Raw genomic sequence first — 25,105 nt, 5'->3', positions numbered from 1 at the left:
CGCCTATTTCGCCCCAAATCGCGTAGCAACAGTGAAAACTCGCATCAACGCTGGTGGCCTAGAGCCTGGGTTAATATAATGAATGGTCGGCTCTAATTGATACCAAGCACTTCCACCGCTTGCACGCACCACAGGTACCGCCTCTTCATGAAGTTGCTCAAAACCTCCGTCATCTCGCTGCTCTGGCTCACTCTTTCGCTGGGTACCGCCAGCGTACTGGCCGTGATCGGCGCGGCGCTGTACTTCGCCCCGGGCCTGCCCGACGTGCGCCAGCTACAGGACTTCGAACTGCATGCCCCGCTGCGCATTTTCAGTCGCGACGGCAAGCTGATCGGCGAGTTCGGCGAAGAGCGACGCATGGCCATCGATTTCGACGAAGTGCCCGAAGACCTGGTGCAGGCGCTGCTGGCCGCCGAGGATGCCAACTACTTCGATCACCCCGGGGTCGACCCGCGCGGCCTGGCGCGCGCCGCCTATGAACTGGTCTCCAGCGGCGGCACCATCCAGACCGGCGGCTCCACCATCACCATGCAGGTGGCGCGTAACTACCTGCTGACCCTCGACCGCACCTTCACCCGCAAGATTCGCGAGATCCTGCTGGCGCTGCAGATGGAGCAGGTGTTGAGCAAGGAGGAGATCTTCGAGCTCTACATCAACAAGATCTTCCTCGGCAACCGCGCCTACGGCGTCGCCGCCGCCGCCGAGACCTACTATCAGCTTCCTCTTTCGGAACTGACCCTGGCCCAAAAGGCAATGATCGCCGGCCTGCCCAAGGCACCGTCGTCGTTCAACCCGCTGGCCAACCCAGAGCGCTCGCTGATCCGCCGCAACTGGATCCTGTATCGCATGCGCGACCTCGGCTATATCGACCAGGTCGCCTACGACGAAGCCGTGCAGGCACCGATCACCGCCCAGCGCTTCACCGCCCAGGTCGAGGTCGACGCCCCCTATGTCGCCGAGATGGCTCGTCAGTTCGCCATCGAGCGCTACGGCGACGATGCCTATACCGGCGGCTATCGCATTCACACCACTCTCGACAGCGAGCTGCAGCCCTTCGCCCGCGACGCCCTGACCCGCGGCCTGATCGACTACGACACCCGTCACGGCTGGCGCGGGGTCGAAGAGAGCGGCATTCCCTCGAGCCTGGTCGAGGCCCAGGAGCGCGCCGAGCGTCGCGGCCTGGAAGAGGAACTTGGCGAGTCACCGGAGGTCATGGAGACCGCCCGCCAGGCCGCCGAAAGCAGCCAGAGCCGGGTCGAGGGGGTCGAGGGCGACGTCAGCAACTGGCTGCGCGTGCTCGAACGCACCCCGGGCTTCGGCCCGCTGCAGCCGGCCATCGTGGTCGAGAGCGAAGGCCGCGAAATGACCGTCCTCGATCGCCGCGGCGAACTGGTGACCCTCGAGTGGGACGGCCTGAGCTGGGCGCGTGAATACCGTAGTGCTTTCGCCCGCGGCCCCGAGCCGAGCTCGGCGGCCCAGATTGCCAGCCGCGGCGACCTGGTGCGCATCCTCGAGCGCGACGACGGTAGCTTCCGGCTCTCCCAGCGCCCCGACGCCGAGGGCTCGATCGTAGTGCTCGATCCCGACACCGGGGCGATCCTGGCCCTGCAGGGCGGCTTCAGCTTCAATGCCAGCAAGTTCAATCGTGCCACCCAGGCCCAGCGACAGTCGGGCTCGATTTTCAAGCCGTTCGTGTTCCTTGCCGCACTTCAGGACGGCAACATGAACGCCGCCACCGTGGTCAACGATGCCCCGGTGGTGATGCAGGACGGCAGCAACGACCTGTGGCGGCCGGTCAATGCCGGCGGCAACTTCCTCGGCCCCACCCGCCTGCGGGTGGCGCTGGCGCAATCGCGCAACCTGGTCACGGTGCGCGTACTGCAGAGCCTCGGCGTCGAGAACGCCATCGAGTTTCTCGAGGGCTTCGGCTTCGCCGAGAGCCGCCTGCCGCGCGGCCTGTCGCTGGCGCTGGGCAGCGCCTCGCTGACGCCGCTGGAGATGACCAACGCCTATGCAGTACTCGCCAACGGCGGCTTCCAGGTCTCGCCGTGGTTCGTCGAGCGCGTGACCCGCGGCGACGACGACAACGTCATCGACGAGGCGCTGCCGCGGGTCGCCTGCCGCGAGTGCGACAACGGCGCCACCGAGGTGGAAATCGACGGCCGCGTGTATCCGCTCGCCGAGCGCGTCGCCGACCCCACCTCCGTCTACATTCTGCGCGACATGCTGCGCGACGTGATCGACAACGGCACCGGCCGCGCCGCCCTCGAGCTCGGCCGTCAGGACATCGTCGGCAAGACCGGCACCACCAACGAGCAGCGCGACGCCTGGTTCGCCGGCTATAACGGCGATCTCGTCACCAGCGTATGGATCGGCAAGGACAACAACGAGACCACCGGCGAGTACGGCGGTCGCGCTGCTCTGCCGGTGTGGATCGACTTCATGGGCAATGCCCTCAACGGCCGCCCTGAAGCGATGCCCGAGGCGCCAGCCAATATCGTGCGCTTGCGCGTCGACGCCGACACCGGTCGCCGCCTCCACGACGACCAGTCCGGCGGCATCAGCGAGCTGTTCCACGGCGACCATCTGCCCGACTACCAGCCGCGCAGCGTGGGCCGCGAGATCGAGGACAGCAGCGGCTCCCAGGGCACCGGCTCCTACGAGGCGATTTTCTAGCAGTTGGGCTCGACAGCCAGCGCGGGCGGCACGGACGCCGCCCACTATCACTTCGCAACCTGGCACCCAGCGCCTACCCTCGGTAGGCTGACACCCATGCAGCGACAGGGAGTTACAGCATGCGACGTCAACGGCTCGGCCTCTGCGGCGTAGCCACTATCCTACTGGCGCTGCCACTTGGCGCCCAGGCGAGCCCATTCTATGCGCCGCCCCCGCCCGACGAAGAGGATGACGTTTTCGCTGGCGACCTGGAGTTCGGCTTCACCCAACTCTCCGGCAATACCGACAGCCGCACCCTGCTCGGCAAAGGCAGGCTCACCTGGCTGACCGACAACTGGACCCACAGCCTGCGCGGTGAGGTCCGCAACGTGGCCCGCGATGACACCACCAGCGCCGAGCAGTATCTGGCCGCCTGGCGCGAACGCTACGATTTCGATGGTGACCACTATCTGTTCGGCTTCGCACGCTGGGAGAAAGACCGCTTCAGCGGCTACGACCAGCAGGTCACGGCGATTGCCGGCTATGGCCGCCAGATTCTCGACAGCGACACCCATCGCCTGTCGCTGGAAGCCGGGCCCGGCTACCGCTTCGACGACGTGCGCGACGAGGAGAGCGAAAGCTTCAGCGTCGGCTATGGCGCACTGGCCTACGACTGGGAGGTCACCGACAACGCCTCTTTCTCCCAGGAGCTGTCGCTCGAGGCGACCCGCGACAACACCACCTCACGCTCCTACTCGGCGCTGACTGCACGCATCAATTCGCGCATGGCGCTGCGCCTGTCCCACGAGATCCGCCGCAACTCGCAGCCTCCCGAGACCGCCACCGCCCGCAGCGACATGACCACCAGCGCCTCGCTGGTCTACAGCTGGTAAGCGGGTAACAAAAATGCCGGCCCCATGGGGCCGGCATCGTGTGCTGCTTCAGAGCGTCCGGACTCAGCCGCCGTAGACCTCATCGACGCCGTTCAGCGGATAATGCGACGGGAACGGTTTGCGCGCCACCCCGGAATCCACCGCGGCTTGCGCCACCGCCGCCGAGACGCGGTCGAGCAGGCGCGCATCGAGGGGCGTGGGCAGGATGTAGCCGCGACCGAACTCGAGGGCGTCGAGCTCGTAGGCATCCAGCACGTACTGGGGCACCGGCTCCCGGGCCAGGTCCTTGAGGGCGTGAACCGCGGCGACCTTCATCTCTTCGTTGATCGCTGTGGCACGCACGTCCAGCGCACCGCGGAAGATGAACGGGAAGCCCAGCACGTTGTTGACCTGGTTGGGATAATCGGAGCGGCCGGTGGCCATGATCACGTCATCGCGAGCCGCGTTGGCAACGTCGGGATGAATCTCCGGGTCCGGGTTGGAGCAGGCAAACACCACCGGGTTGGCGGCCATCGTCTTGAGCTGCTCGGCGGACAGCAGGTTGGGTCCCGACAGGCCGAGGAACACATCGGCCCCTTCGATGGCGTCGTCCAGGGTGCGCTTGTCGGTCTCGGTGGCGAACATCGCCTTGTACTGGTTGAGGTCGTCGCGGCCGCTGTGGATCACGCCCTTGCGGTCGAGCATGAACAGGTTCTCGGCCTTGGCGCCGCAGGCCACCAGCAGCTTCATGCAGGCGATGGCGGCAGCACCGGCACCGAGGCATACGATGCGCGCCTCGTCGAGGGACTTGCCGGCGATATCCAGGGCGTTGAGCATGCCCGCCGCGGTGACGATGGCGGTGCCGTGCTGGTCGTCGTGGAACACCGGGATGTTGCAGCGCTCGACCAGCGCCCGCTCGATCTCGAAGCACTCCGGCGCCTTGATATCCTCGAGGTTGATGCCACCCCAGGTGATGGCAACGCGCGCCACGGTATCGATGAAGGCCTGCGGGCTCTCGGCGTCGACCTCGAGGTCCACCGAGTTGATGCCGGCAAAACGCTTGAACAGCACCCCCTTGCCTTCCATCACCGGCTTGCTCGCCAGCGGACCGAGGTTACCCAGGCCGAGGATGGCCGAGCCATCGGAGATCACCGCCACCAGGTTGCCCTTGCCGGTGTAGAGGTAGGCGTTCTCGACATCCTTGGCGATTTCGCGGCACGGCTCGGCCACGCCCGGACTATAGGCCAGCGCCAAATCCTTGGCCGAGGCAGTCGGCTTGGTGAGCTCGACGGAGAGCTTTCCGGGGATCGGGTGGGCGTGGTAGTCAAGCGCGGCTTGCTTCTTGGCGTCTGTCATATGCGTAGTTGTCCAGTCGTCTTCAACGAGAGAGTCAAATCAGAATATAGAAAAACGCTCAGCCCCACAACTTGAGCCAAGTTGCTGTCATTCAAGGCTTTTAATCGGATGTTTGAAGCTATTTCCAGATATTTAGCGCAACTTATGGTCAACCCCTCAGGCATAACGTCGAGCTTATTGCCACAGGCCAGGCGAGCAGCCACAAAAAACCCGCCGGGCGGCGGGTTTTTCACGAACCGACAGCGAGCTATCAGCCGCGCTTGACGGCGGCACCGAAACGCTTGTTGAAGCGCTCGACGCGGCCACCGGTGGTCGCCTGCTTCTGCTTACCGGTATAGAACGGATGGCACTGTGAGCAGACGTCCAGGTTGAAGTCGTGACCCGAAGTCGAGCCGACCTCGAAGGTAGCGCCGCAGCTGCAGGTAGCGCTGACCTTCTTGTAATCGGGGTGGATACCTTGTTTCATCTTGAAGCCTCATGATGCTGTATGCCGCCACCTGATCATTTGCCAGGCACCGCATACGGTTGTCATACAGTTGTCATGCCATTCAGCGCAACGACAGACCGGGTGGTTTCGAAGCCACGAGGTCGCGCCCCGAGCCCGAAGGGCACGTATCTTAGCAGAGCCAGCCGCGGAGGCCAATTGCCCGCCACTCCTTTTACCACGCCCGCTGCATCAAGCGCTTCATCCGTCCTGGCAGTCGCCGTGCCCACCCCCCTGCGGCGACTGTTCGACTACCGCCCCTGCGCCACGCCGCCACCCAACGGCTGGCGCCCAGGACTGCGGGTGCAGGTGCCGTTCGGGCGTCGCGAAGTGATCGGCATCGTCGTCGAGTGCCGGACGCACAGCGAGTTCCCGCTTGCCGATCTCAAGCCTGTCAGCGCCTGGCTCGACAGCGACCCGCTGCCCGACGACTGGCTGTGGCTGTGCCGCTTCGCCGCACGCTACTACCAGCACTCGCTGGGCGACACCCTGCACCAGTCGCTGCCGGTGCTGCTGCGTCAAGGCCGGCCGCTGGAGGCGCGCACCCGCGAACGCTGGCAACTGACCGCGAGGGGCCGTGGCGCCAGCCGCGACGACCTGGGGCGCGCACGCCGCCAGGCCGAGCTGCTCGAACTGCTGCAACAGCACCCCCGCGGCCTGGCCGTCAACGTCATCACCGCCCAGGGCTTCGGCCGCGCGCAGCTCGATGGACTGCTGGAGAAAGGACTCGCCGAGGCCAGCAGCGAGCCACTGATCGCCGCCCCAACGCCGGCCGCCAACCAGCTGCTGTCCGAGCCCAGCCTGCCGCTCAAACGCGAGCAGGCCGAGGCACTGGCGGCCATGCATGAAGGGCTCGACCGCTTCCACCCCTGCCTGCTGCACGGCGTCACCGGTAGCGGCAAGACCGAGGTCTACCTGCAGTTGATCGAGGCGGTGGTGGCGCGCGGCCGCCAGGCGCTGGTGCTGGTGCCCGAGATCGGCCTCACCCCACAGACCCTGCAACGCTTTCGCAAGCGCTTCCGGGTACCGGTCGTCGCCCTGCACTCGGGGCTCTCCGACGGCGAGCGTCTCGACGCCTGGCTGGCCGCCGCCAGCGGCCGCGCGCCGATCGTGATTGGCACCCGCTCGGCGGTGTTCACGCCCCTGGCGAGCCCTGGGGCAATCATCGTCGACGAGGAGCACGACGGCTCGCTCAAGCAGCAGGACGGGTTGCGCTACCACGCCCGCGACCTGGCTGTAGCGCGCGCCCACCGCGACGCTATCCCACTGGTGCTGGGCAGCGCCACGCCATCGCTGGAGACACTGGCCCAGGCGCGCAGCGGCCGCTACCGCCACCTGCGCCTGATGAATCGCGCCAGCCGCCATGCCCCAGCACGCATGGAGCTCATCGACCTGCGCGGCCGACCGCGCCGCGGTGGCCTGGTGCCGCCAGTGACCGAGGCCATCCGCGCCACCCTGGCCGCTGGCCATCAGGTGCTGGTGTTCATCAACCGTCGCGGCTTCGCCCCGACCCTGGCCTGCCACGCCTGCGGCTGGATGGCCGAGTGCGATCACTGCGACGCGCGCCTGACGCTGCACCGCCAACCCCACCACCTGGCCTGCCACCACTGCGACCACAAGCAGGCGCTGCCCGATGCCTGCCCAACGTGTGGCAGCGCCGACCTGAGACCCCTCGGCGCCGGTACCGAACGCACCGAGGAGACCCTCGCCGAGCTGTTCCCCGAGGTGCCGGTACACCGCATCGACCGCGACAGCACGCGGCGCAAGGACGCCCTCGAGAACATGCTCGGCGAGGTCAGGCGCGGCGAGCCCTGCCTGCTGGTCGGCACCCAGATGCTGGCCAAGGGCCATCACCTGCCCCACGTCACCCTGGTGGTGGTGGTCAATGCCGACGCCGGCCTCTACGCCAGCGACTTCCGCGCCCTGGAGCAGAACGCCCAGCTGCTGGTGCAGGTGGCAGGCCGCGCCGGTCGCGCCGAGCACCCCGGCCGGGTGCTGGTGCAGACCCTGCACAGCGATGACCCTCAGCTGCGCCAACTGGCCGATAACGGCTATGATGCGCTGGCCGAGCAGCTGCTCGCCGAGCGCCGCGCCGCCGGCCTGCCACCTTACCGCTTCATGGCACTGGCGCGCTTCGAGAGCCCCCGCGAGGCCGACGCCACGGCGCTGGCCTCAGGCGCCGGCCAGGCGCTGCGCGAGTGGCTCGCCGGCAGCCTGGAGGTGCACTGCCTGGGGCCGGTACCGGCACCCATGGAGCGCCGCCAGAACCGCTACCACGTCCAGCTGATGCTGAGCGGCGCACAGCGCAGCAAGCTCCACGAGGCCAGCGCCTGGCTGGTGGCCTGGCTCGAAGCCAGCCGCGATGCGCGCCGGGTCAGATGGTCGCTGGATATCGATCCGCAGACGCTGAGTTGAGGTTGGCGTTCGCACCTGCTTTCCCCCACAGGGTTTAAAGCCGCCCCGCAATTGCCGATAATGGGCGACCAAGCCGTTTCGGCCGTTGCCACGCCACGCGCCACAGGACACCAGACCACTCATGAAAGAGACCATCATCGCGCTGCTCGACGAGGCACTCGCCGCCCTCAAGCAGCAGGGCGTGCTACCCGCCGACGTCGCGCCGACCATCAAGGTCGACCCCACCAAGGACAAGGCCCACGGCGACTACGCCACCAACCTGGCGCTGATGCTGGCCAAGCCCGCCGGCAAGAAACCGCGCGACCTGGCCGAAGCCCTGGTTGCCGCCCTGCCCGAGTCTCCAGCGGTGAGCAGCACCGAGATCGCCGGGCCCGGCTTCATCAACTTCTTCGCCGCCACCGACGCCATCGCCCAGGTGGTACAGCAGGTGCTCGACGCCGGCGACACCTTCGGTCGCAGCCTGATCGGCCAGGGCCAGAAGGTGCAGGTCGAGTTCGTGTCGGCCAACCCCACCGGGCCGCTGCACGTCGGCCACGGCCGCGGCGCGGCGATCGGCGACTCGATCTGCCGGCTGCTCGCGGCCACCGGCTACGATGTCACCCGCGAGTTCTACTACAACGACGCCGGCGCCCAGATCAGCAACCTGGCGCGCTCGGTGCAGGCCCGCGCCAAGGGCCTCGGCCCCGACGACCCCAGCTGGCCGGAAGATGGCTACCGCGGCGGCTACATCGAGGACGTCGCCGCCAGCTACCTAGCCGGCGAGACAGTCGACGCCGATGACCGCCACGTCACCGCCAAGGCCGATGCCGACGACCTCGATGCCATTCGCGAGTTCGCCGTGGCCTACCTGCGCCGCGAGCAGGATCTCGACCTCAAGGCCTTCGGTGTCGAGTTCGACGTCTACTTCCTGGAGTCGTCGCTGTACGACGACGGCAAGGTCGAGGCCACCGTGGCCAAGCTGATCGACGGCGGCCATACCTATGAAGAGGACGGCGCCCTGTGGCTGCGCACCACCGATTTCGGTGACGACAAGGATCGCGTAATGCGCAAGCGCGACGGCGGCTATACCTACTTCCTGCCCGACGTCGCCTACCACTTCGACAAGTGGCAGCGTGGCTTTGGCCAGGTGATCAACGAGCAGGGCGCCGACCACCACTCCACGGTGACCCGCGTGCGCGCCGGGCTGCAGGCGCTGGAAACCGGCATCCCCCAGGGCTGGCCCGACTACGTGCTGCACCAGATGGTGCTGGTCACCCGCTCCGGGGTCGAGGTCAAGCTCTCCAAGCGCGCCGGCAGCTATGTCACCCTGCGCGACCTGATCGACGAGGTCGGCCGCGACGCCACCCGCTACTTCCTGGCCGCGCGCCGCGCCGACTCGCAGCTGACCTTCGACATCGACCTGGCTCGCTCGCAGTCCAACGACAACCCGGTCTACTACGTGCAGTATGCCCACGCCCGGGTGTGCAGCGTGCTCCGCCGCGCCGAGGCCGACGGCAAGCCCTTCGACCACGCCCTGGCCGTGGCCAGCCTGGCCCAGCTCGAGGCCGACCAGGAGAAGGCGCTGATGAATCGCCTGGCGCGCTTCCCCGAGGTCGTCGAGCACGCCGCCGGCAATCGCGAGCCGCAGCAGGTCGCCCAGTACCTCCAGGACCTGGCCGCCGATTTCCACACCTGCTACAACGCAGTCAAGGTCATGGTCGATGACGACGCCCAGCGCAACGCCCGCCTGGCGCTGGGGCTCGCCACCCGCCAGGTGATTCGCAACGGCCTCGACCTGTTGGGCGTGAGCGCCCCCGAGGAGATGTAATGGCCCGCCGCCCCGCGCCCAAGAAACGCGGCGCCGCACCGCGCCGCCGTGCCCCCGCCCAGCGCCGCGGCGTGCCTGGTTGGCTATGGGGCGTGGCCGGCCTGGTGGCCGGTTTCTTCCTCGCCCAGTACGTGCAGGAGAGCGCCCCCACGCCACTGGCCACGGTACTGCCCAAGCCGCCCTCGAGCAGCCCCGCCGAGGGCGAAGCGGACAGCGCCGACGAGCCGCGCATGCCGACCTTCGAGTTCTACACCCTGCTGCCGGAATCCGAAGTGGTCGCGCCGCGCTCCGAGGTGGTGGTGCCGCCGCAGCCGCCCACGCCCAGCGAGGACACCGCCGCCGCCGAGCCGCCCAGCGACGAGGCGCTGGACCCGATTGCCGAGCAGATCGCCCGTACCACCGCCGCCGACGAGGCAGCGGCCGAGCAGGCCGCCGCTGAAGCGACCAACCAGCCCGCAGCCAACAGCCGCTACATGCTGCAGGCGGCGTCGTTCCGCGAGCCGGGCGATGCCGAACAGCTCGCCGGCCGGCTGCGCAACTTCGGCCTCCAGGCGCAGATCAGCGAGGTGCAGTCCGGCGACAACCAGACCTGGCACCGCGTCCAGGTCGGCCCCTACGACGATAACCGCGAGCTCAACCGTGCCCAGGACCTGATGCTGACCCAGGGTATCGAGCCGCTGATGATCCGCCTGCAGAACTGAGCAAGCGCGTCCGCCAGGCGCGCTCGGGCGGTTGATTTCAGCGCGTCGCGCCCGCATCTCCTACTGCACGTCTTTTTGGGAGCAAGCATCACATGACCACGATCGTATCCGTGCGCCGCGAGGGCAAGGTAGCGCTGGCCGGCGACGGCCAGGTATCACTCGGCAATACGGTGATGAAGGGCAACGCCAGCAAGGTGCGCCGGCTGTATCGCGGTCAGGTGCTGGCCGGCTTTGCCGGCGGCACCGCCGACGCCTTCACGCTGTTCGAGCGCTTCGAGTCGCAGCTGGAAAAGTACCAGGGGCACCTGGTCAAAGCCGCCGTGGAGCTGGCCAAGGACTGGCGCACCGACCGCGCGCTGCGCCGTCTGGAAGCGCTGCTGGCCGTCGCCAACAAGGACGCCTCGCTGATCATCACCGGCAACGGTGACGTGGTGGAGCCCGAGCGCGGCATCATCGCCATCGGCTCGGGCGGCAACTTCGCCCTGGCTTCGGCCCGCGCACTGCTGGAAAACACCGAACTGTCGGCCCGCGAGATCACCGAGAAGTCCCTCGAGATCGCCGGCGATATCTGCGTGTTCACCAACCACAACGTCACCCTCGAAGAGCTCTGAAGGCCGCCCCATGACCCAGATGACACCCCGTGAAATCGTTCACGCCCTCGACCAGTTCATCATCGGCCAGCAGGATGCCAAGCGCGCCGTGGCCATCGCCCTGCGCAACCGCTGGCGGCGCATGCAGCTCGACGATTCGCTGCGTGGTGAAGTGACGCCCAAGAATATTCTGATGATCGGCCCCACCGGGGTCGGCAAGACCGAGATCGCCCGGCGCCTGGCCAAGCTCGCCAACGCCCCCTTCATCAAGGTCGAGGCCACCAAGTTCACCGAGGTCGGCTATGTCGGCCGCGACGTCGAGTCGATCATTCGCGATCTCACCGAGGCCTCGATCAAGCTGACCCGCGAGCAGGCCAAGGAAGAGGTGCGCCACAAGGCCGAGGACGCCGCAGAGGATCGCATCCTCGATGCCCTGCTGCCGCCGCCGCGTGGCCAGGAAGAAGCGCCGCGCAGCGATAGTTCGACCCGCCAGCTGTTCCGCAAGAAGCTCCGCGAAGGCCAGCTCGACGACAAGGAGATCGACATCCAGGTCACGCCCCAGGGGCCGGGCATCGACATCATGACCCCGCCGGGCATGGAGGAGATGACCAACCAGCTGCAGAGCATGTTCGCCAACATGGGCAAGCAGAAGAGCGAGACCAAGCGCGTCGCGGTCAAGGATGCCTGGCAGCTGCTGCGCGACGAAGAAGCCGCCAAGCTGGTCAACGAGGAGGAGATCAAGCGCCGCGCCATCGAGGCGGTGGAGCAGAACGGCATCGTCTTCCTCGACGAGATCGACAAGGTCACCAAGGGCCAGCAGTCGAGCGGCGGCGAAGTCTCCCGCGAAGGCGTACAGCGCGACCTGCTGCCGCTGATCGAGGGCTCGACGGTGTCGACCAAGCACGGCATGGTCAAGTCCGACCATATCCTGTTCATCGCTTCAGGGGCCTTCCACCTCTCCAAGCCCTCGGACCTGATTCCCGAACTGCAGGGTCGTCTGCCGATCCGCGTCGAGCTCGAGGCGCTGACGCCCAACGACTTCCAGCGCATCCTCACCGAACCTTCGGCGGCGCTGACCAAGCAGTACGAGGCGCTGCTGGCCACCGACGGCCTGGAGATATCCTTCACCGAGGACGGTATCCAGCGCATCGCCGAGATCGCTTGGCAGGTCAACGAAGGCACCGAGAACATCGGCGCGCGGCGCCTGCACACGGTGATGGAGCGCCTGCTCGAGGAAGCCTCGTTCAAGGGCGGCGACCTGGGCAGCCCGCTGGTCATCGACGCCGACTATGTCAACTCGCAGCTCGGCGAACTGGCCATGGATGAGGACCTGTCGCGGTATATTCTCTAACCGCAGCGGCTAGCATCAGAATAGTGGCAGGCGGCGCGGCGCCGAGGACAGGTCGAAGCGGAGGTTCTACGCCAGGGATGGCGTAGGTAGCGCAGGGAGGGGTTCACAGCGCCTCCGCGGAGCCCTGTCGTCGGCTTATGCCGCGCCTTCTCGACGCTGGCCCTATCGCTCGGGCAGAGTCGACAGCTGCACTCCTAAGGCCTCAACCCCGGAGCCATGAACATGGACACCCCGATCCCCTCCAAGGTGCACTACCACAAGAAGGCCCGCGAGCTGGAGCTGGAGTACCCCAACGGCCAGCGCTTCCTGCTCAGCGTCGAGTACCTGCGGGTCTTCTCGCCCTCTGCCGAGGTCCGCGGCCACGGCCCCGATACCGCCGTGCTGCAGGTCGGCAAGAAGGACGTCGGCCTGCAGAACATCACCCAGGCCGGCAACTACGCGCTCAAGCTGCACTTCGACGATGGCCACGACAGCGGCCTCTACAGCTGGGACTACCTCTACGCCATCGCCGTCGATCACGACACCAACTGGGCCGACTACCTACGCCGCCTGGACGAGGCCGGCGCCTCCCGGGAAGCCCAGACCATCCAGTTCAAGCAGCTTTGAGGCCTTGGCGCCTGAGCCACCTCAGTTGCTGCTAGCGAGGGACGCCGGGGGCAGGTCGAAGAGGAGGTTTGCGCCATGGGTGAGGAGCACCGCTCCGAACGGGCTGGCCATGGATGGCCAGCCCCGGTCCTGCAAGCGGAGCAGGATGCGAGAGCGCAGCAGGGCGCAAGGTAGCGCCCAGGGAGAGGTTCACAGCGCCTCCTCGCAGGCCTGCCGCCGGATCAGTCCCGAGCGACGAGGCTATCTCGAATAACCCTGCCCGCGACCCCACCGCGCAGGACAACACCCCAGGCGGGGCGCTACAATATCGCCATTTGCCGACGCGCCCGGCGCGTTGGCGCGACGAATCCAGCCAGGGGCCATCCATGGACAAGCGCACCACCCATTTCGGCTATCAGGAAGTCCCCCTCGAGGAGAAAGCCTCCCGCGTCGCCGACGTCTTCCACTCGGTGGCGGCCCGCTACGACGTCATGAACGACCTGATGTCGCTGGGCATCCACCGCATCTGGAAGCGCCTGACCATCGAGCGCGCTGGCGTACGCCCCGGGCACAGCGTACTCGACATCGCCGGCGGCACCGGCGACCTGACGCTCAAGTTCTCACGGCTGGTCGGCCCGCGTGGCCGCGTGGTGCTGGCCGATATCAACGAATCGATGCTGCGCGTGGGCCGCGACAAGCTGCTCGACCAGGGCGTCGGCGGCAACGTCGAGTACGTCCAGGCCAACGCCGAGCGCCTGCCGTTCCCCGACAACAGCTTCGACTGCATCACCATCGCCTTCGGCCTGCGCAACGTCACCGACAAGGACGCCGCGCTGCGCTCCATGACGCGAGTCCTCAAGCCCGGCGGCCGGCTACTGGTGCTGGAGTTCTCCAAGCCGCCCAGCGCGCTGCTGTCCAAGGTCTACGACGAATACTCCTTCCGCCTGCTGCCCAAGATGGGCGAGCTGGTCGCCAACGACGCCGACAGCTACCGCTATCTGGCCGAGTCGATCCGCATGCATCCGGATCAGGAGACCCTCAAAGGAATGATGGAAACCGCCGGCCTCGAGCGGGTCGAGTACACCAACCTCACCGGCGGCATCGTCGCCCTGCACCGCGGCATCAAGCTGTGATGCTGCTAGCCGGCCTCGAAGCGACCCTCAATGCCCTGCTGGCCCGCGACCCCGCGGCCCCGGCGCGGCTCGAGGCGCTGGCCGGCAAGCGGCTGGTGGTCAACCTGGCCACCCCGCAACTCAGCCTGCTGCTGCAGGTGCATCCGCAGGGGCTGCACCTGCAGCGTGCCGACCACGACGATGCAGCCGATGCCGACGCGCGGGTCGACCTCGACGCCGAGAGCCTCGGTGCCCTGCTCAGCGGCGAATCCATCGAGCGCCTGATGTTTCGGGGCCGCCTCTGCGTGCGCGGCAATCCGGCCCTGCTCGAAGCACTGCGCGATCTGCTACTCGACCTCGACGCCGACTGGGAGGGCGAACTGGCCCGCCTGCTGGGCGACCAGCCGGCCCATCGGCTGGCCGAGGGCAGCCGCAGGCTAGGGCGTTTCGGCGCGCGCAGCGCACGCCAGCTGCACGCTGACCTCAGCGAGTACATGTTCGAAGAGGCGCGCCTATTTACCGGCCGCGGCCAACAGGAAGTGGCCCGCGACCTGCTCACCGAGCTCGAGCTTGGCAGCGACCGGCTGGCGGCACGGGTTGCGCGCCTCGAACGACGCCTGGCCGCGCGGCGCGGGGGCACGCCATGAGGCTGCTGCGCATACTGTGGGTGATCACCCGCTTCAGGCTGGATACGCTGATCCCGCTGGAGCGCCTGCCGTGGTGGCTGCGCCTGGCCTTCCGGCTTTCGCCGCTGCGGCTGGTGCCGGTCGGCAGTCGCTCCCACGGCGAGCGGTTGCGCCTGGCGCTGGAAGCGCTGGGGCCAATATTCGTCAAGTTCGGCCAGATGCTATCGACCCGCCGCGACCTGCTGCCCCCCGGCATCGCCGATGAGCTCAAGCGCCTCCAGGACCAGGTGCCGCCGTTCCCCGGCGACGCGGCCGTGGCGCTGGTCGAGGACGAGCTCGAAATGTCACTGGCCGAGGCCTTCGCCAGCTTCGACACCACGCCGCTGGCCTCGGCCTCGATCGCCCAGGTCCACGCCGCCCGGCTGCACGGCGGAGAAGACGTGGTGGTCAAGATCATCCGCCCCGCTATCGACCGCGTGATGCGCCAGGACATGGCGCTGATGTACCGCGTGGCGCGGGTCCTGGCGCGAGTACCCGAAGCACGCCGCTTGCGTCCAGTAGAGGTAGTGCGCGACTACGAGGCGACACTGTTCGACGAGCTCGACCTGCACAAGGAAGCTGCCAACACCTCACAGCTCAAGCGCAACTTTAAGGACTCGCCGCTGCTCTACGTGCCGGCCATCCACTGGTCGCTGACGCGTACCCGGGTGATGGTCCAGGAGCGCATCCATGGCGTGCCGGTGGCCGAGCTCGGCGCCCTCGAGGCCCAGGGCACCGACCTCAAGAAGCTCGCCGAGCGCGGCGTGGAGATCTTCTTCACCCAGGTGTTCCGCGACAACTTCTTCCACGCCGACATGCACCCCGGCAATATCTTCGTGGCCCGCGACAACCCTCTGGATCCGCAGTATATCGCCATCGACTGCGGTATCGTCGGCAGCCTGACCCGCGAGGACCAGGACTACCTGGCGCGCAACCTGCTGGCCTTCTTCCACCAGGACTATTACGAAGTCGCCGCGCTGCATATCGAGTCGGGCTGGGTCGCCGAGGATACCCGTGCCAACGAGTTCGCCGCGGCGATCCGCGCGGTGTGCGAACCGATCCTCGAGAAACCGCTCAAGGACATCTCTTTCGGCCAGGTACTGCTGGGGCTGTTCCAGACCGCGCGACGCTTCAACATGGAGGTCCAGCCGCAGCTGGTGCTGCTGCAGAAGACCCTACTCAACATCGAGGGTCTGGGCCGCCAGCTCTACCCCGACCTCGACCTGTGGAGCACCGCCAAGCCCTATCTAGAGCGCTGGATGAAGGAGCGCGCCGGCCCCAGCGGCCTGTGGGAGTCGCTCAAGCGCCAGGCGCCGGAGCTGACCCGCCAGCTGCCCGAACTGCCGGTACTCGCCCACCAGGCGCTGTCGCGGGCCGAGCTGGAGCGCCAGCAGCGTCGCCGTCAGGCCGAGTCGCTGGTCGGCATGCGCCGCCAGCTCATCGCCAGCAGCCGCGGCGCCCGACGGCTGCGCCTCGGCGCGCTGCTGCTGGCCGCGGCGCTGGCCTGGCAGCCGCTGCTGGATTGGGCCGCTCAGCAGCCGTGGCCGGTGGTGGCGGCGGCGGCGCTGGGCGTGCTGCTACTCGCCTGGCATTGACCCCAACCCCCTTGCGACGGAGGATGATCTCCATGAGTGATATACTCGAGCGGCTCGCTGACGTGCTCGCCGAACGACGCTACGCTGCCGCCGACAGCTCCTACGTGGCCGCCCTGCACCACAAGGGCCTGAACAAGATTCTCGAAAAGGTCGGCGAGGAAGCCACCGAGACGATTCTCGCCGCCAAGGACGCTGCTAGCGGCGTTGACAGCGACCGTCAGGCGGTAGTCGCCGAAACCGCCGACCTGTGGTTTCATAGCCTGGTGATGCTGTCGCACCTCGACATCGAGCATCAGGCGGTACTCGACGAGCTGGCACGTCGCTTCGGCACCTCCGGGCTGGATGAAAAGGCCGCCCGCACGCCGTCGCCCTGAACCGGCACGCATAATTCGATTAGTGGGAGACCCAATCATGTTAGGTGGCATCAGTATCTGGCAGCTGTTGATCGTACTCGGCATCATCATCCTGGTGTTCGGTACCAAGAAGCTACGCAACGTCGGCGGTGATCTGGGCGGTGCCGTCAAGGGCTTCAAGAAAGCCATGCATGAGGACGACAAGGACAAGGACAAAGACGAGGCCGCCGACCAGCCCCAGGCCAAGGTCAGCCATGAGGAGGAGTCCGGCCACACCTATGACGTCCAGGCCGAGCAGAAGGCCGAGGACCAGGAAGAGCGCAAGTAACCGCCCATGTTGGATATCGGCTTCCTCGAGCTGCTGCTCATCGGCATCGTCGGCCTGCTGGTGCTGGGCCCCGAACGGCTGCCCAAGGCGGCGCGTACCCTGGGGCTGTGGATCGGCAAGATCAAGCGCACCGTGTCGGGCATGCAGCGTGAGATCAACTCTCAGCTGGAGGCCGAAGAGCTGCGCCAGAAACTCAACGAGCAGCAGAAGAAGCTCGACGAGAGCCTGGGCAAGGTCAAGCGCGACGTCGAGCGCTACGCCGAGCCCGACAGCAGTGCGCCGCCCAACAGCGATGCTGGCGCCGATGACGCCGAAGAGACTCCGCCCGCTGCCAGCGAGCGGCTGGACAAGGCGCTGACCAGCAAGGCACGTCGCGAGTCGGCGACGCCAGCCCCTTCATCGCCTTCCAGTGACAAGGATTCGCCCTCCCGATGAGCGACGACGCCTCTCACAATAATCAGCGCAACGATCAGCACGATGAAGCCTCCCAGGCCCCCTTGATCGAGCACCTCATCGAGCTGCGCTCGCGGCTGATGCGCTCGGTGGTGGTGATCCTGGTGATATTCCTGGGTCTCTACGCCTTCGCCAACGACATCTATACCTTCGTTGCACAGCCGCTGATGGACATGCTGCCGGAAGGCTCGCAGATGATCGCTACCGAGGTCGCGTCGCCGTTCCTGGCGCCGTTCAAGCTGACCCTGGTGGTGGCGGTGTTCATCGCCGTGCCCTTCGTGCTGCACCAGGCCTGGGCGTTCATTGCGCCAGGGCTCTACGACAACGAGAAGAGCCTGGCGATTCCGATCCTGGCCTCCAGCGTGGCGCTGTTCTATGCCGGCGCGGCCTTCGCCTACTACGTGGTATTCCCGCTGCTGTTCCAGTTCTTCACCCAGACCGGGCCGGAGAACGTGACGGTGATGACCGATATCAACTCCTACCTCAACTTCGTGCTCAAGCTGTTCTTCGCCTTCGGCGTGGCCTTCGAGATTCCCATCGCCACCTTCCTGCTGATCTACTCCGGCGCCGCCAGCGTGGAGAGCCTGTCCAAGAAGCGCCCCTATATCTTCCTCGGCTGCTTCGTGATCGGCATGCTGCTGACCCCGCCGGACATCATCTCCCAGAGCCTGCTGGCGGTGCCCATGTACCTGCTCTACGAAGTAGGGCTACTGTTCGGCCGGCTGGCGCAGCGCAAGAAACGTGAGAAAGAGGAGTAGCGCCCTTGTGGGCCAGGCACCGCGCCTTTCCGGAGACAGGCCTACGCGGAGGCGCTGTGAACCCTTCCATGGGCGCTACCGATGCCATCCACGGCATCGAACCTCCGCTCCGACCTGTCTCCGGCGGCGCTAGCTAGTCTAGTAGGGTACGCCCGAGTCAGAGCTCCATCAGCTCATCGATGCGATCCACCAGCTTGAAGATCCCGCTAGCCGCTTCGCTGATCCGCTCGGCGAGCATATAGGCCGGGGTGGTGACGATGCGGTGCTCGAAATCGACCACGATATCGTCGACCCTGCAGCCACGGTGCAGACCACCCATGGCGCTGATCGCCCCGGATACCGCCGGATCATGGCCAACCGTCACCGCGATCCCCTCACCGAACAGCCGCGGCACCAGTACCGGTGCAATACACATCAGGCCGATCGGCTTGCGTGCGTCGTGGAAAGCCACCAGCGGCCCGGCAAGCCGATCCAGTATCTGCATGTCGCTGCCGGCGACGGCAAAATCGCTCAGCGTCTTGGCCACGCCGAAACCGCCGGGCAGGATCACCGCATCGAACTCCTCCGCGTCCAGTTCGGCGAGCTCATTGATCTCGCCGCGCGCCAGCCGTGCGGACTCGACCAGCACGTTGCGCGCCTCGTCTGGCGCCACCTCGCTGCGGCGATGATCGATGACGTGGTGCTGGGCGATGTCCGGGGCGAAACAGCGATAGCCGATACCCAACTGATCCAGTCGTAACAGGGTCAGAGTGGTTTCATAAATCTCGGCGCCGTCCTGGACACCGCAGCCCGACAGAATGACCGCCACCTGCTTGCTCATATCGCTCTCCTTGTGACCGCAATGCTGCCGCCCGGCAGCAGCAAACCCTCACTGTAGCCCATCTCCGAGTCAGCGTCTGCGCAGTGCCTCTCCCGCTGCCGCCCGGCACTGATATACTCGAGGCATCGCCGGAAGTCACATCCGGCATCACCCACGCGCCCACCGCTGTCATCGATTGGTCATCTTGGCGACCCATACTGAGTCAGCGGTCACGCCCAACGACCGGAGAGTTCCCTTGAGTCTTGGCACATCCCGACAGTTTCCCACGGCGCGCATGCGCCGTATGCGCAAGGACGACTTCTCGCGTCGCATGATGCGCGAATCGACGCTGACCGCCGCCGACCTGATCTGGCCGGTATTCGTGCTCGAAGGTAGCGGCCGCCGTGAGGCGGTACCGTCGATGCCCGGCGTCGAGCGACTTTCGCTGGACCTGCTGGTAGAGGAGGCCCGCGAGGCCTTCGAGCTGGGCATTCCGGCGCTGGCGCTGTTTCCAGTGGTCGACGCCGAGCTCAAGAGCGAGCTGGCCGAGGAGGCCTACAGCGCCAACGGCCTGGTGCAGCGCAGCGTGCGCGAGCTCAAGGCGGCCCTGCCCGAGCTGGGCGTGATCACCGACGTGGCCCTCGACCCCTACACCAGCCACGGCCAGGACGGGATCCTCGATGAAACGGGCTACGTGCACAACGACCGCACCGTGGAGACCCTGCTCAAGCAGGCGCTGTCGCATGCCGAGGCCGGTGCCGACGTAGTGGCCCCCTCGGACATGATGGACGGCCGCATCGGCGCGATACGCAGCGTGCTCGAGCAGGAGCTGCTGCACAACACGCGCATCATGGCCTATAGCGCCAAGTACGCCTCGAGCTACTACGGACCGTTCCGCGATGCGGTGGGCTCGGCGAGCAACCTCGGCCGTGCCGACAAGAGCACCTACCAGATGGACCCCGCCAACGGCGACGAGGCGCTCCACGAGGTGGCCATGGATATCGCCGAGGGCGCCGACATGGTGATGGTCAAGCCCGGCATGCCGTATCTCGACGTGGTGCGGCGGGTCAAGGAGGAGCTCAGGGTGCCGACCTTTGCCTATCAGGTCAGTGGCGAGTACGCCATGCACATGGCGGCCTTCGAGCAGGGCTGGCTCGACGCCGACAAGGTGATGCTCGAGTCGCTGATGTGCTTCAAGCGCGCCGGCGCCGACGGCGTGCTGACCTACTTTGCCAAGCGAGCAGCTCGCCTGCTCGCCAACTAACTGCAAGGGACCGCATCCAGCCGCGGGGCCCTTCTTCTGCCTGAGGAGGCGAGATGCAAGACCCGCGCGCCATGCCCGACCCCGACCAGTCGCCGCAGCCCTCAGAGATGCCCGCGGCGGCCGAACCGCTGCCACTGCGGGTCAACCGGACCCGCACCGGGGTGCGCGCCAAGGGCGACCCGGCAGCGCTCGATCTCGACGACCCGTCGCTCTACCTGAATCGCGAGCTGTCGCACCTGCAGTTCAATATCCGTGTGCTCGAGCAGGCGCTGGACACTGCGCATCCACTGCTCAACCGGCTGATGTTCCTACTGATCTTCTCCTCCAATCTCGACGAGTTCTTCGAAATCCGGGTCGCCGGACTCAAGCACCAGCTGGCGCTGGGCAACGACAGCACCGGCGCCGACGGCATGCTGCCGCGCCAGGTACTCAGCGAGATCTCGCGCATCGCCCATGAGCAGGTCGAGCGCCAGTACCGGCTGCTCAACGACATCCTGATCCCGGCACTGGAGGAGCAGCACCTGCGTTTTCGTCGCCGCGACCAGTGGACGCCGGCCCAGCAGGCCTGGGTGCGCGACTATTTCGACGACGAGATCATGCCGGTGATCAGCCCCATCGGGCTGGATCCGTCGCACCCCTTCCCGCGGCTGGTCAACAAGAGCCTCAACTTCATCGTCGAGCTGGAGGGCAAGGACGCCTTCGGCCGCGAAGGCGGCCTGGCGATCCTGCCGGCACCGCGCTCACTGCCGCGGCTGATCGCACTGCCCGCTGCGTGTTGCGCCGAGGGCTACAGCGAGTACGTGTTCCTGTCGTCGATGATCCACGCCCACGCCCATGAGGTGTTCCCCGGCATGCAGGTGCGCGGCTGCTACCAGTTCCGGCTGACCCGCAACGCCGATCTGTCGGTCGACCCCGAGGCGGTCTCCGACCTGGCCTCGGCACTGCGCGGCGAACTGTTGGCGCGGCGCTACGGCAGCGGCGTGCGCCTGGAGGTTGCCGATAACTGTCCCGAACCGCTGGTCGACTTCCTGCTCAGGCAGTTCGAGCTCGAGCAGAGCGATCTCTACCGCGTCCAGGGGCCGGTCAACCTGACCCGCATGATGGCGGTGCTGGCCGACGTCGAACGCCCTGAACTGCGCTACCGCCCGTTTACCCCGGGGCTACCCAAGGCCCTCAAGAAGCACGACTCGCTGTTCGAGGCGATCAAGGACAGCGACATCCTGCTCCATCACCCCTTCCACGCCTTCTCGCCGGTGGAGGAGCTGCTCGCCGAGGCGGCCCGCGACCCAGCCGTGCTGGCCATCAAGCAGACCCTCTACCGCACCGGCGCCGATTCGGCGATCGTCTCGGCGCTGGTCGAGGCGGCCCGCGGCGGCAAGGAGGTGACGGTGGTGATCGAGCTGCGCGCGCGCTTCGACGAGGCCGACAACCTGGCACTCGCCTCGCGCCTGCAGGAGGCCGGCGCCATCGTCATCTACGGCGTGATGGCCTACAAGACCCACGCCAAGCTGATGCACATCGTGCGTCGCGAGCGCGGCGAGCTGCGCTACTACGCCCATCTGGGCACCGGTAACTATCACGCCGGTACCGCCAAGCTGTACACCGACTACAGCCTGCTGACCGCCCACGAGACGCTGTGCGAAGACGTCCACAAGGTCTTCCAGCAGCTTTCGGGAATGGGCAAGGCGCGGCATATCGAGCACCTGCTGCACGCCCCCTTCACCCTCCACGAGCGGCTGGTGGCGATGATCGACCGCGAAGCCTCCCACGCCGCGGCGGGGCGCCGGGCGCACCTGATCATCAAGTGCAACTCGCTGACCGAACCCAAGCTGATCCGCGCGCTGTATCGCGCCTCCCACGCCGGGGTGGAGTGCGACCTGATCATTCGTGGAATGTGCTGCCTGCGCCCCGGGGTCCCAGGCATCTCGGACAATATCCGGGTGCGCTCGATCATCGGCCGCTTCCTCGAGCACACCCGGGTGTTCTACTTCCACAACGACGCCAGCCCAGAGGTATGGGCGTCCAGCGCCGACTTCATGGAGCGCAACATGTTCCACCGCGTCGAGACCTGTTTCCCGCTGCTCGACGCCAAGCTGGCCGCGCGGGTGCGCAAGGACCTCGAGACCTACCTGGTCGACAACTGCCAGAGTTGGCTGCTCGATAGCGACGGCCACTACACCAAGCGCGAGCTGGGCGACGCCGCGCCGATCAGCGCCCAGGAGACGTTGCTTTACGCCTACGCCAGCAAGGCCTGAGACGCTGAGGGCTATCGCTCGAGGGACGCTGGCGGCAGGTCGTAGAGGAGGTTTGCGCCATGGGTGAGGAGCACCGCTCCGAACGGGCTGGCCATGGATGGCCAGCCCCGGTCCTGCAAGCGGAGCAGGATGCGAGAGCGCAGCAGGGCGCAAGATAGCGCCCAGGGATGGGTTTACAGCGCCTCCTCGCAGGCCTGCCGGCAGATCAGTCCCGGACCTTAGCGCTTAGCCGCGCTTGAAGGCGGCCAGGTCCTCGGTATCGTAGCCGCCCACCTCCAGCGGCAGGCCCAGCCGTTCGCGCTGCTGGCGCAGCTGCTCGCGCTCGGCGATCAGCTCGCTGTCGTCGTCCAGGGTGCGGCCGTTGAGCTCGGCGAGCTGCGCCATGCCCTGGTGGTAGAAGCTCAGAATCCCCAGCGCCACGTGGTTGTGCTCTGCGACGCCGCGGCGCAGCGCCGGCAGGTAGCCGCTGACCCGCGACAGATGGTGCTTGAGCTGCCACACATAGCGCATCTCGCGCATCCACGGCCGCTCGCGCAGGGCGGCGAACACCAGGCTGGTGGCCACCAAGCCGAGCAGCACCCCCAGGGCGTTGAGCCATAGGCTAGAGCCGAAAGTGCGGGTCAACAGCTGGGCGAACAGCATGCCCAGCACGATCAACTGGGCGGCCATGGCCACGCTGATCAGCCGCGCCTTGCGGCGATAGACCTCGGGCTCATGGGATTCGAAACGAAACTTCATCGACGATCGATTCCTTGGATAGCGTCAGCGCAGCCGCTCGGCTGCCAGGCTCAGCAGGTGCTCGGTGGTCTCCCAGCCGATGCAGGCATCGGTGACCGAGACCCCGCGCCGCATCGCCCCCGGTTTTAGCGGCTGGCGGCCTTCGAACAGCTGGCTCTCGAGCATTACCCCGCACAGCGCTGTCTCGCCGGCCAGGCGCTGGTCGAGCACATCGAGCAGCACCTCGCTCTGGCGGCGATGGTCCTTGCGCGAATTGGCGTGGCTGCAGTCTACCATCAGCCGCGGCACCAGGTCCGCCGCTTCCAGCGCGCGACGGGTCGCCGCCACGTGCTCGACCTGGTAGTTGGGTTCGCCGTGACCGCCGCGCAGCACCACATGGGTGTGCGGATTGCCCGGCGTGTGGCGCAGGATGGGCTGACCCGACGCCGACAGCCCCGGGTAGCGATGGCCGTGAGCCGCCGCCTGGATGGCGTCGATGGCGACCTGGATACCGCCATCGGTGGCATTCTTGAACCCCACCGCCGCCGCCAGGCCACTGGCCAGCTCGCGATGCACCTGGGACTCGGTGGTCCGCGCGCCGATCGCCGTCCACGCCAGCAGATCGTCGAGGTAGCCGGCCACCATTGGCTGCAGCAGTTCGGTGGCCACCGGCAAGCCGAGTGCCACGACATCGCGCATCAGCGCGCGGGACGCGGCCAGGCCGAAGGCCATGTCGTCGCTACCGTCGAGGTGGGGGTCATAGGCCAGGCCCTTCCAGCCGACCGTGGTGCGCGGCTTCTCGACGTAGACGCGCATCACCAGCAGCAGCTTGTCCTCGACTTGGCGCGCCAGCACGCTGAGGTTCTCGGCATACTCGCGAGCCGCCTGGGGGTCATGGATGGAGCAGGGGCCGACCACCACCAGCAGGCGCTGGTCGCGGCCATCGAGGATCGCCTTGACCGCCTCGCGCTGGGCGGCCACCCGCTGGCGCAGCTCGGCGCTGAGGGGCAGCTGCTGACGCAGCGCCTGAGGTGTGGGCAGCGGCGTCTCGCCCAGCAGGTCATCGTTGGACGTGGCCAGGCCTGCGGCGGGCGCGGCATCGCTGGGGGCTGGTTTGATCAGGGTCATGGTCATTGCGCTTATCTCGTACAGGGTGTCGAACATCGGGTCGTAGTGCCACCGATGATCTCCCGGTCGGAGGTGGCGAGCTGAGCCGACCGGACGGCGCTAAATCGCCAGCTGCCATACCCAGGGTAGCGGGCGGTGCATGACAGTCTTGGGAAGGCGATGCGCTGGAACATGGTCGGTCTCCTCGTCGTTGAATGACGTCACAAACAAAACCCCCGGTCGGGTTGCCGACCGGGGGTTCTGAAAAGTGGTGGAGGCAACCCGGTGGGGTGTGCCTCGCGATGGGTCAGTGCGACCGCATCGCCGGCACACCGGCGCTAAACCAATACCAATAGCCGTTCACCAAGGCCCACGCGGCGACCACGATGGCGGGCATCGAGTCGGCGTTGGCAAAATGGCGAAGGCTTGCGGTCATGGGTCGCTCCGGGTTGCGTTGGGTTCTATCCTACCGCGCTGAGTGCGCTTGGCAAGTATTCTGGTAACTGATGAATATCGCGGATAGCAGCATCGCTCGAAACTAATCCGTCGGCAGGCCTGCGAGGAGGCGCTGTAAACCCGTCCCTGGGCGCTACCGATGCCCTGCTGCGCTCTCGCGTCCTGCTCCGCTTGCAGGACCGGTGCTGGCCATCCATGGCCAACCCGTTCGGAGGCATACTCCTCACCCCTGGCATCGAACCTCCTCTTCGGCCTGCCCCCGGCGTTCCTCGCTCGGGGGCAGCTGATATCTCAACCGAGCAATTGAATTATGCCGATGGTGGCCGGCAGCGCACTCATGGCTACCAATACAACCAGCCCCACGATAATCGCCAGCATGCCGGTATCGTCTTTGAAGTTGGGATCCTGTTCCACCATGGGCTCTCTC

24 protein-coding genes are annotated in these 25,105 nt (G+C 66.8%); 17 read left to right on the top strand and 7 right to left on the bottom strand.

Annotated elements, in window-relative coordinates; genetic code table 11:
• Positions 1-147 precede the first annotated feature (147 nt).
• Both CK498_RS13795 and CK498_RS13790 read left to right on the top strand, forming a co-directional pair.
• Entirely contained in the window at positions 148-2,676 is a 2,529-nt protein-coding gene (locus tag CK498_RS13795; protein ID WP_095621453.1) for a penicillin-binding protein 1A, read from the top strand.
• A 119-nt stretch (positions 2,677-2,795) separates the two neighbouring features.
• Positions 2,796-3,548 carry a DUF481 domain-containing protein gene (locus CK498_RS13790; protein WP_095621452.1) on the top strand — a complete coding sequence of 251 codons (753 nt, stop codon included), beginning with the start codon at positions 2,796-2,798 and terminating at the stop codon, positions 3,546-3,548.
• A gap of 63 nt (positions 3,549-3,611) precedes the next feature.
• Here the strand turns inward: CK498_RS13790 and CK498_RS13785 are convergent, their stop codons facing one another.
• On the bottom strand, positions 3,612-4,883 hold the full coding sequence (locus tag CK498_RS13785) for a malic enzyme-like NAD(P)-binding protein (RefSeq protein ID WP_095621451.1): 1,272 nt from the start codon (positions 4,881-4,883) through the stop codon (positions 3,612-3,614).
• Positions 4,884-5,133: 250 nt separating this feature from the next.
• Positions 5,134-5,349, bottom strand: coding sequence for a 50S ribosomal protein L31 (rpmE, locus tag CK498_RS13780; protein WP_095621450.1), 216 nt, complete (start codon positions 5,347-5,349; stop codon positions 5,134-5,136).
• A 21-nt stretch (positions 5,350-5,370) separates the two neighbouring features.
• Between rpmE and CK498_RS13775 the strand changes: the two genes are divergently transcribed.
• The 13 genes from CK498_RS13775 to tatC all read left to right on the top strand — a co-directional run bounded on the left by CK498_RS13775 (position 5,371) and on the right by tatC (position 18,080).
• Entirely contained in the window at positions 5,371-7,782 is a 2,412-nt protein-coding gene (locus CK498_RS13775; RefSeq protein ID WP_095621449.1) for a primosomal protein N', read from the top strand.
• Between the two features lie 121 nt (positions 7,783-7,903).
• A complete protein-coding gene (argS, locus tag CK498_RS13770) occupies positions 7,904-9,589 on the top strand; it encodes an arginine--tRNA ligase (RefSeq protein WP_095621448.1) in 1,686 nt (561 codons plus the stop codon).
• Complete coding sequence (locus CK498_RS13765) at positions 9,589-10,290, top strand: SPOR domain-containing protein (protein ID WP_095621447.1); 702 nt, start codon at positions 9,589-9,591, stop codon at positions 10,288-10,290. Before argS ends, CK498_RS13765 begins: the two co-directional genes overlap by 1 nt.
• Before the next feature lie 92 nt (positions 10,291-10,382).
• Positions 10,383-10,901, top strand: a complete 519-nt coding sequence (gene hslV / locus CK498_RS13760; protein ID WP_095621446.1) for an ATP-dependent protease subunit HslV — start codon at positions 10,383-10,385, stop codon at positions 10,899-10,901.
• A gap of 10 nt (positions 10,902-10,911) precedes the next feature.
• Entirely contained in the window at positions 10,912-12,231 is a 1,320-nt protein-coding gene (gene hslU, locus CK498_RS13755; protein WP_095621445.1) for an ATP-dependent protease ATPase subunit HslU, read from the top strand.
• A gap of 222 nt (positions 12,232-12,453) precedes the next feature.
• Positions 12,454-12,837: a gamma-butyrobetaine hydroxylase-like domain-containing protein gene (locus CK498_RS13750; RefSeq protein WP_095621444.1), complete on the top strand. Its 384-nt coding sequence runs from the start codon at positions 12,454-12,456 to the stop codon at positions 12,835-12,837.
• Positions 12,838-13,202: 365 nt separating this feature from the next.
• The gene (ubiE, locus tag CK498_RS13745; RefSeq protein ID WP_095621443.1) at positions 13,203-13,949 is read left to right on the top strand and encodes a bifunctional demethylmenaquinone methyltransferase/2-methoxy-6-polyprenyl-1,4-benzoquinol methylase UbiE; all 747 of its coding nucleotides are present in this window, start codon (positions 13,203-13,205) and stop codon (positions 13,947-13,949) included.
• The gene (locus CK498_RS13740; RefSeq protein WP_095621442.1) at positions 13,949-14,575 is read left to right on the top strand and encodes a ubiquinone biosynthesis accessory factor UbiJ; all 627 of its coding nucleotides are present in this window, start codon (positions 13,949-13,951) and stop codon (positions 14,573-14,575) included. The genes ubiE and CK498_RS13740 overlap by 1 nt, the downstream gene beginning before the upstream one ends.
• Positions 14,572-16,188 carry a ubiquinone biosynthesis regulatory protein kinase UbiB gene (gene ubiB / locus CK498_RS13735; RefSeq protein WP_095621441.1) on the top strand — a complete coding sequence of 539 codons (1,617 nt, stop codon included), beginning with the start codon at positions 14,572-14,574 and terminating at the stop codon, positions 16,186-16,188. The genes CK498_RS13740 and ubiB overlap by 4 nt, the downstream gene beginning before the upstream one ends.
• Before the next feature lie 32 nt (positions 16,189-16,220).
• A complete protein-coding gene (locus CK498_RS13730) occupies positions 16,221-16,562 on the top strand; it encodes a phosphoribosyl-ATP diphosphatase (protein WP_095621440.1) in 342 nt (113 codons plus the stop codon).
• A 37-nt stretch (positions 16,563-16,599) separates the two neighbouring features.
• On the top strand, positions 16,600-16,869 hold the full coding sequence (gene tatA, locus CK498_RS13725; RefSeq protein WP_095621439.1) for a Sec-independent protein translocase subunit TatA: 270 nt from the start codon (positions 16,600-16,602) through the stop codon (positions 16,867-16,869).
• 6 nt (positions 16,870-16,875) lie between these two features.
• Entirely contained in the window at positions 16,876-17,304 is a 429-nt protein-coding gene (tatB, locus tag CK498_RS13720; protein ID WP_095621438.1) for a Sec-independent protein translocase protein TatB, read from the top strand.
• Entirely contained in the window at positions 17,301-18,080 is a 780-nt protein-coding gene (gene tatC, locus CK498_RS13715) for a twin-arginine translocase subunit TatC (protein ID WP_095621437.1), read from the top strand. Before tatB ends, tatC begins: the two co-directional genes overlap by 4 nt.
• A 157-nt stretch (positions 18,081-18,237) precedes the next feature.
• On the opposite strand, the gene elbB is transcribed toward tatC, so the two are convergent.
• Complete coding sequence (elbB, locus tag CK498_RS13710; protein WP_095621436.1) at positions 18,238-18,900, bottom strand: isoprenoid biosynthesis glyoxalase ElbB; 663 nt, start codon at positions 18,898-18,900, stop codon at positions 18,238-18,240.
• 235 nt (positions 18,901-19,135) lie between these two features.
• Between elbB and hemB the strand changes: the two genes are divergently transcribed.
• Together hemB and ppk1 are read left to right on the top strand one after the other, a co-directional pair.
• The gene (gene hemB, locus CK498_RS13705; RefSeq protein WP_095621435.1) at positions 19,136-20,143 is read left to right on the top strand and encodes a porphobilinogen synthase; all 1,008 of its coding nucleotides are present in this window, start codon (positions 19,136-19,138) and stop codon (positions 20,141-20,143) included.
• Positions 20,144-20,214: 71 nt separating this feature from the next.
• Positions 20,215-22,398 (top strand): polyphosphate kinase 1, encoded by a 2,184-nt coding sequence (gene ppk1, locus CK498_RS13700; RefSeq protein WP_095621768.1) that lies wholly within the window; start codon positions 20,215-20,217, stop codon positions 22,396-22,398.
• A gap of 225 nt (positions 22,399-22,623) precedes the next feature.
• On the opposite strand, the gene CK498_RS13695 is transcribed toward ppk1, so the two are convergent.
• The 4 genes from CK498_RS13695 to CK498_RS26705 all read right to left on the bottom strand — a co-directional run bounded on the left by CK498_RS13695 (position 22,624) and on the right by CK498_RS26705 (position 25,095).
• Positions 22,624-23,136 carry a DUF3087 family protein gene (locus tag CK498_RS13695; protein ID WP_095621434.1) on the bottom strand — a complete coding sequence of 171 codons (513 nt, stop codon included), beginning with the start codon at positions 23,134-23,136 and terminating at the stop codon, positions 22,624-22,626.
• A gap of 24 nt (positions 23,137-23,160) precedes the next feature.
• Positions 23,161-24,249, bottom strand: a complete 1,089-nt coding sequence (locus CK498_RS13690; RefSeq protein WP_229359072.1) for a 3-deoxy-7-phosphoheptulonate synthase — start codon at positions 24,247-24,249, stop codon at positions 23,161-23,163.
• A gap of 280 nt (positions 24,250-24,529) precedes the next feature.
• On the bottom strand, positions 24,530-24,658 hold the full coding sequence (locus tag CK498_RS26710) for a hypothetical protein (protein ID WP_267873752.1): 129 nt from the start codon (positions 24,656-24,658) through the stop codon (positions 24,530-24,532).
• Between the two features lie 311 nt (positions 24,659-24,969).
• Positions 24,970-25,095: a hypothetical protein gene (locus tag CK498_RS26705; RefSeq protein WP_267873751.1), complete on the bottom strand. Its 126-nt coding sequence runs from the start codon at positions 25,093-25,095 to the stop codon at positions 24,970-24,972.
• Positions 25,096-25,105 lie beyond the last annotated feature (10 nt).

It is taken from the genome of Halomonas salipaludis, assembly GCF_002286975.1.
In the GTDB taxonomy this organism is placed as follows: Bacteria; Pseudomonadota; Gammaproteobacteria; order Pseudomonadales; family Halomonadaceae; genus Franzmannia; species Franzmannia salipaludis.
Note: the sequence above shows the minus strand (reverse complement) of the source record. Positions and strands in the feature narration are given on the sequence as shown.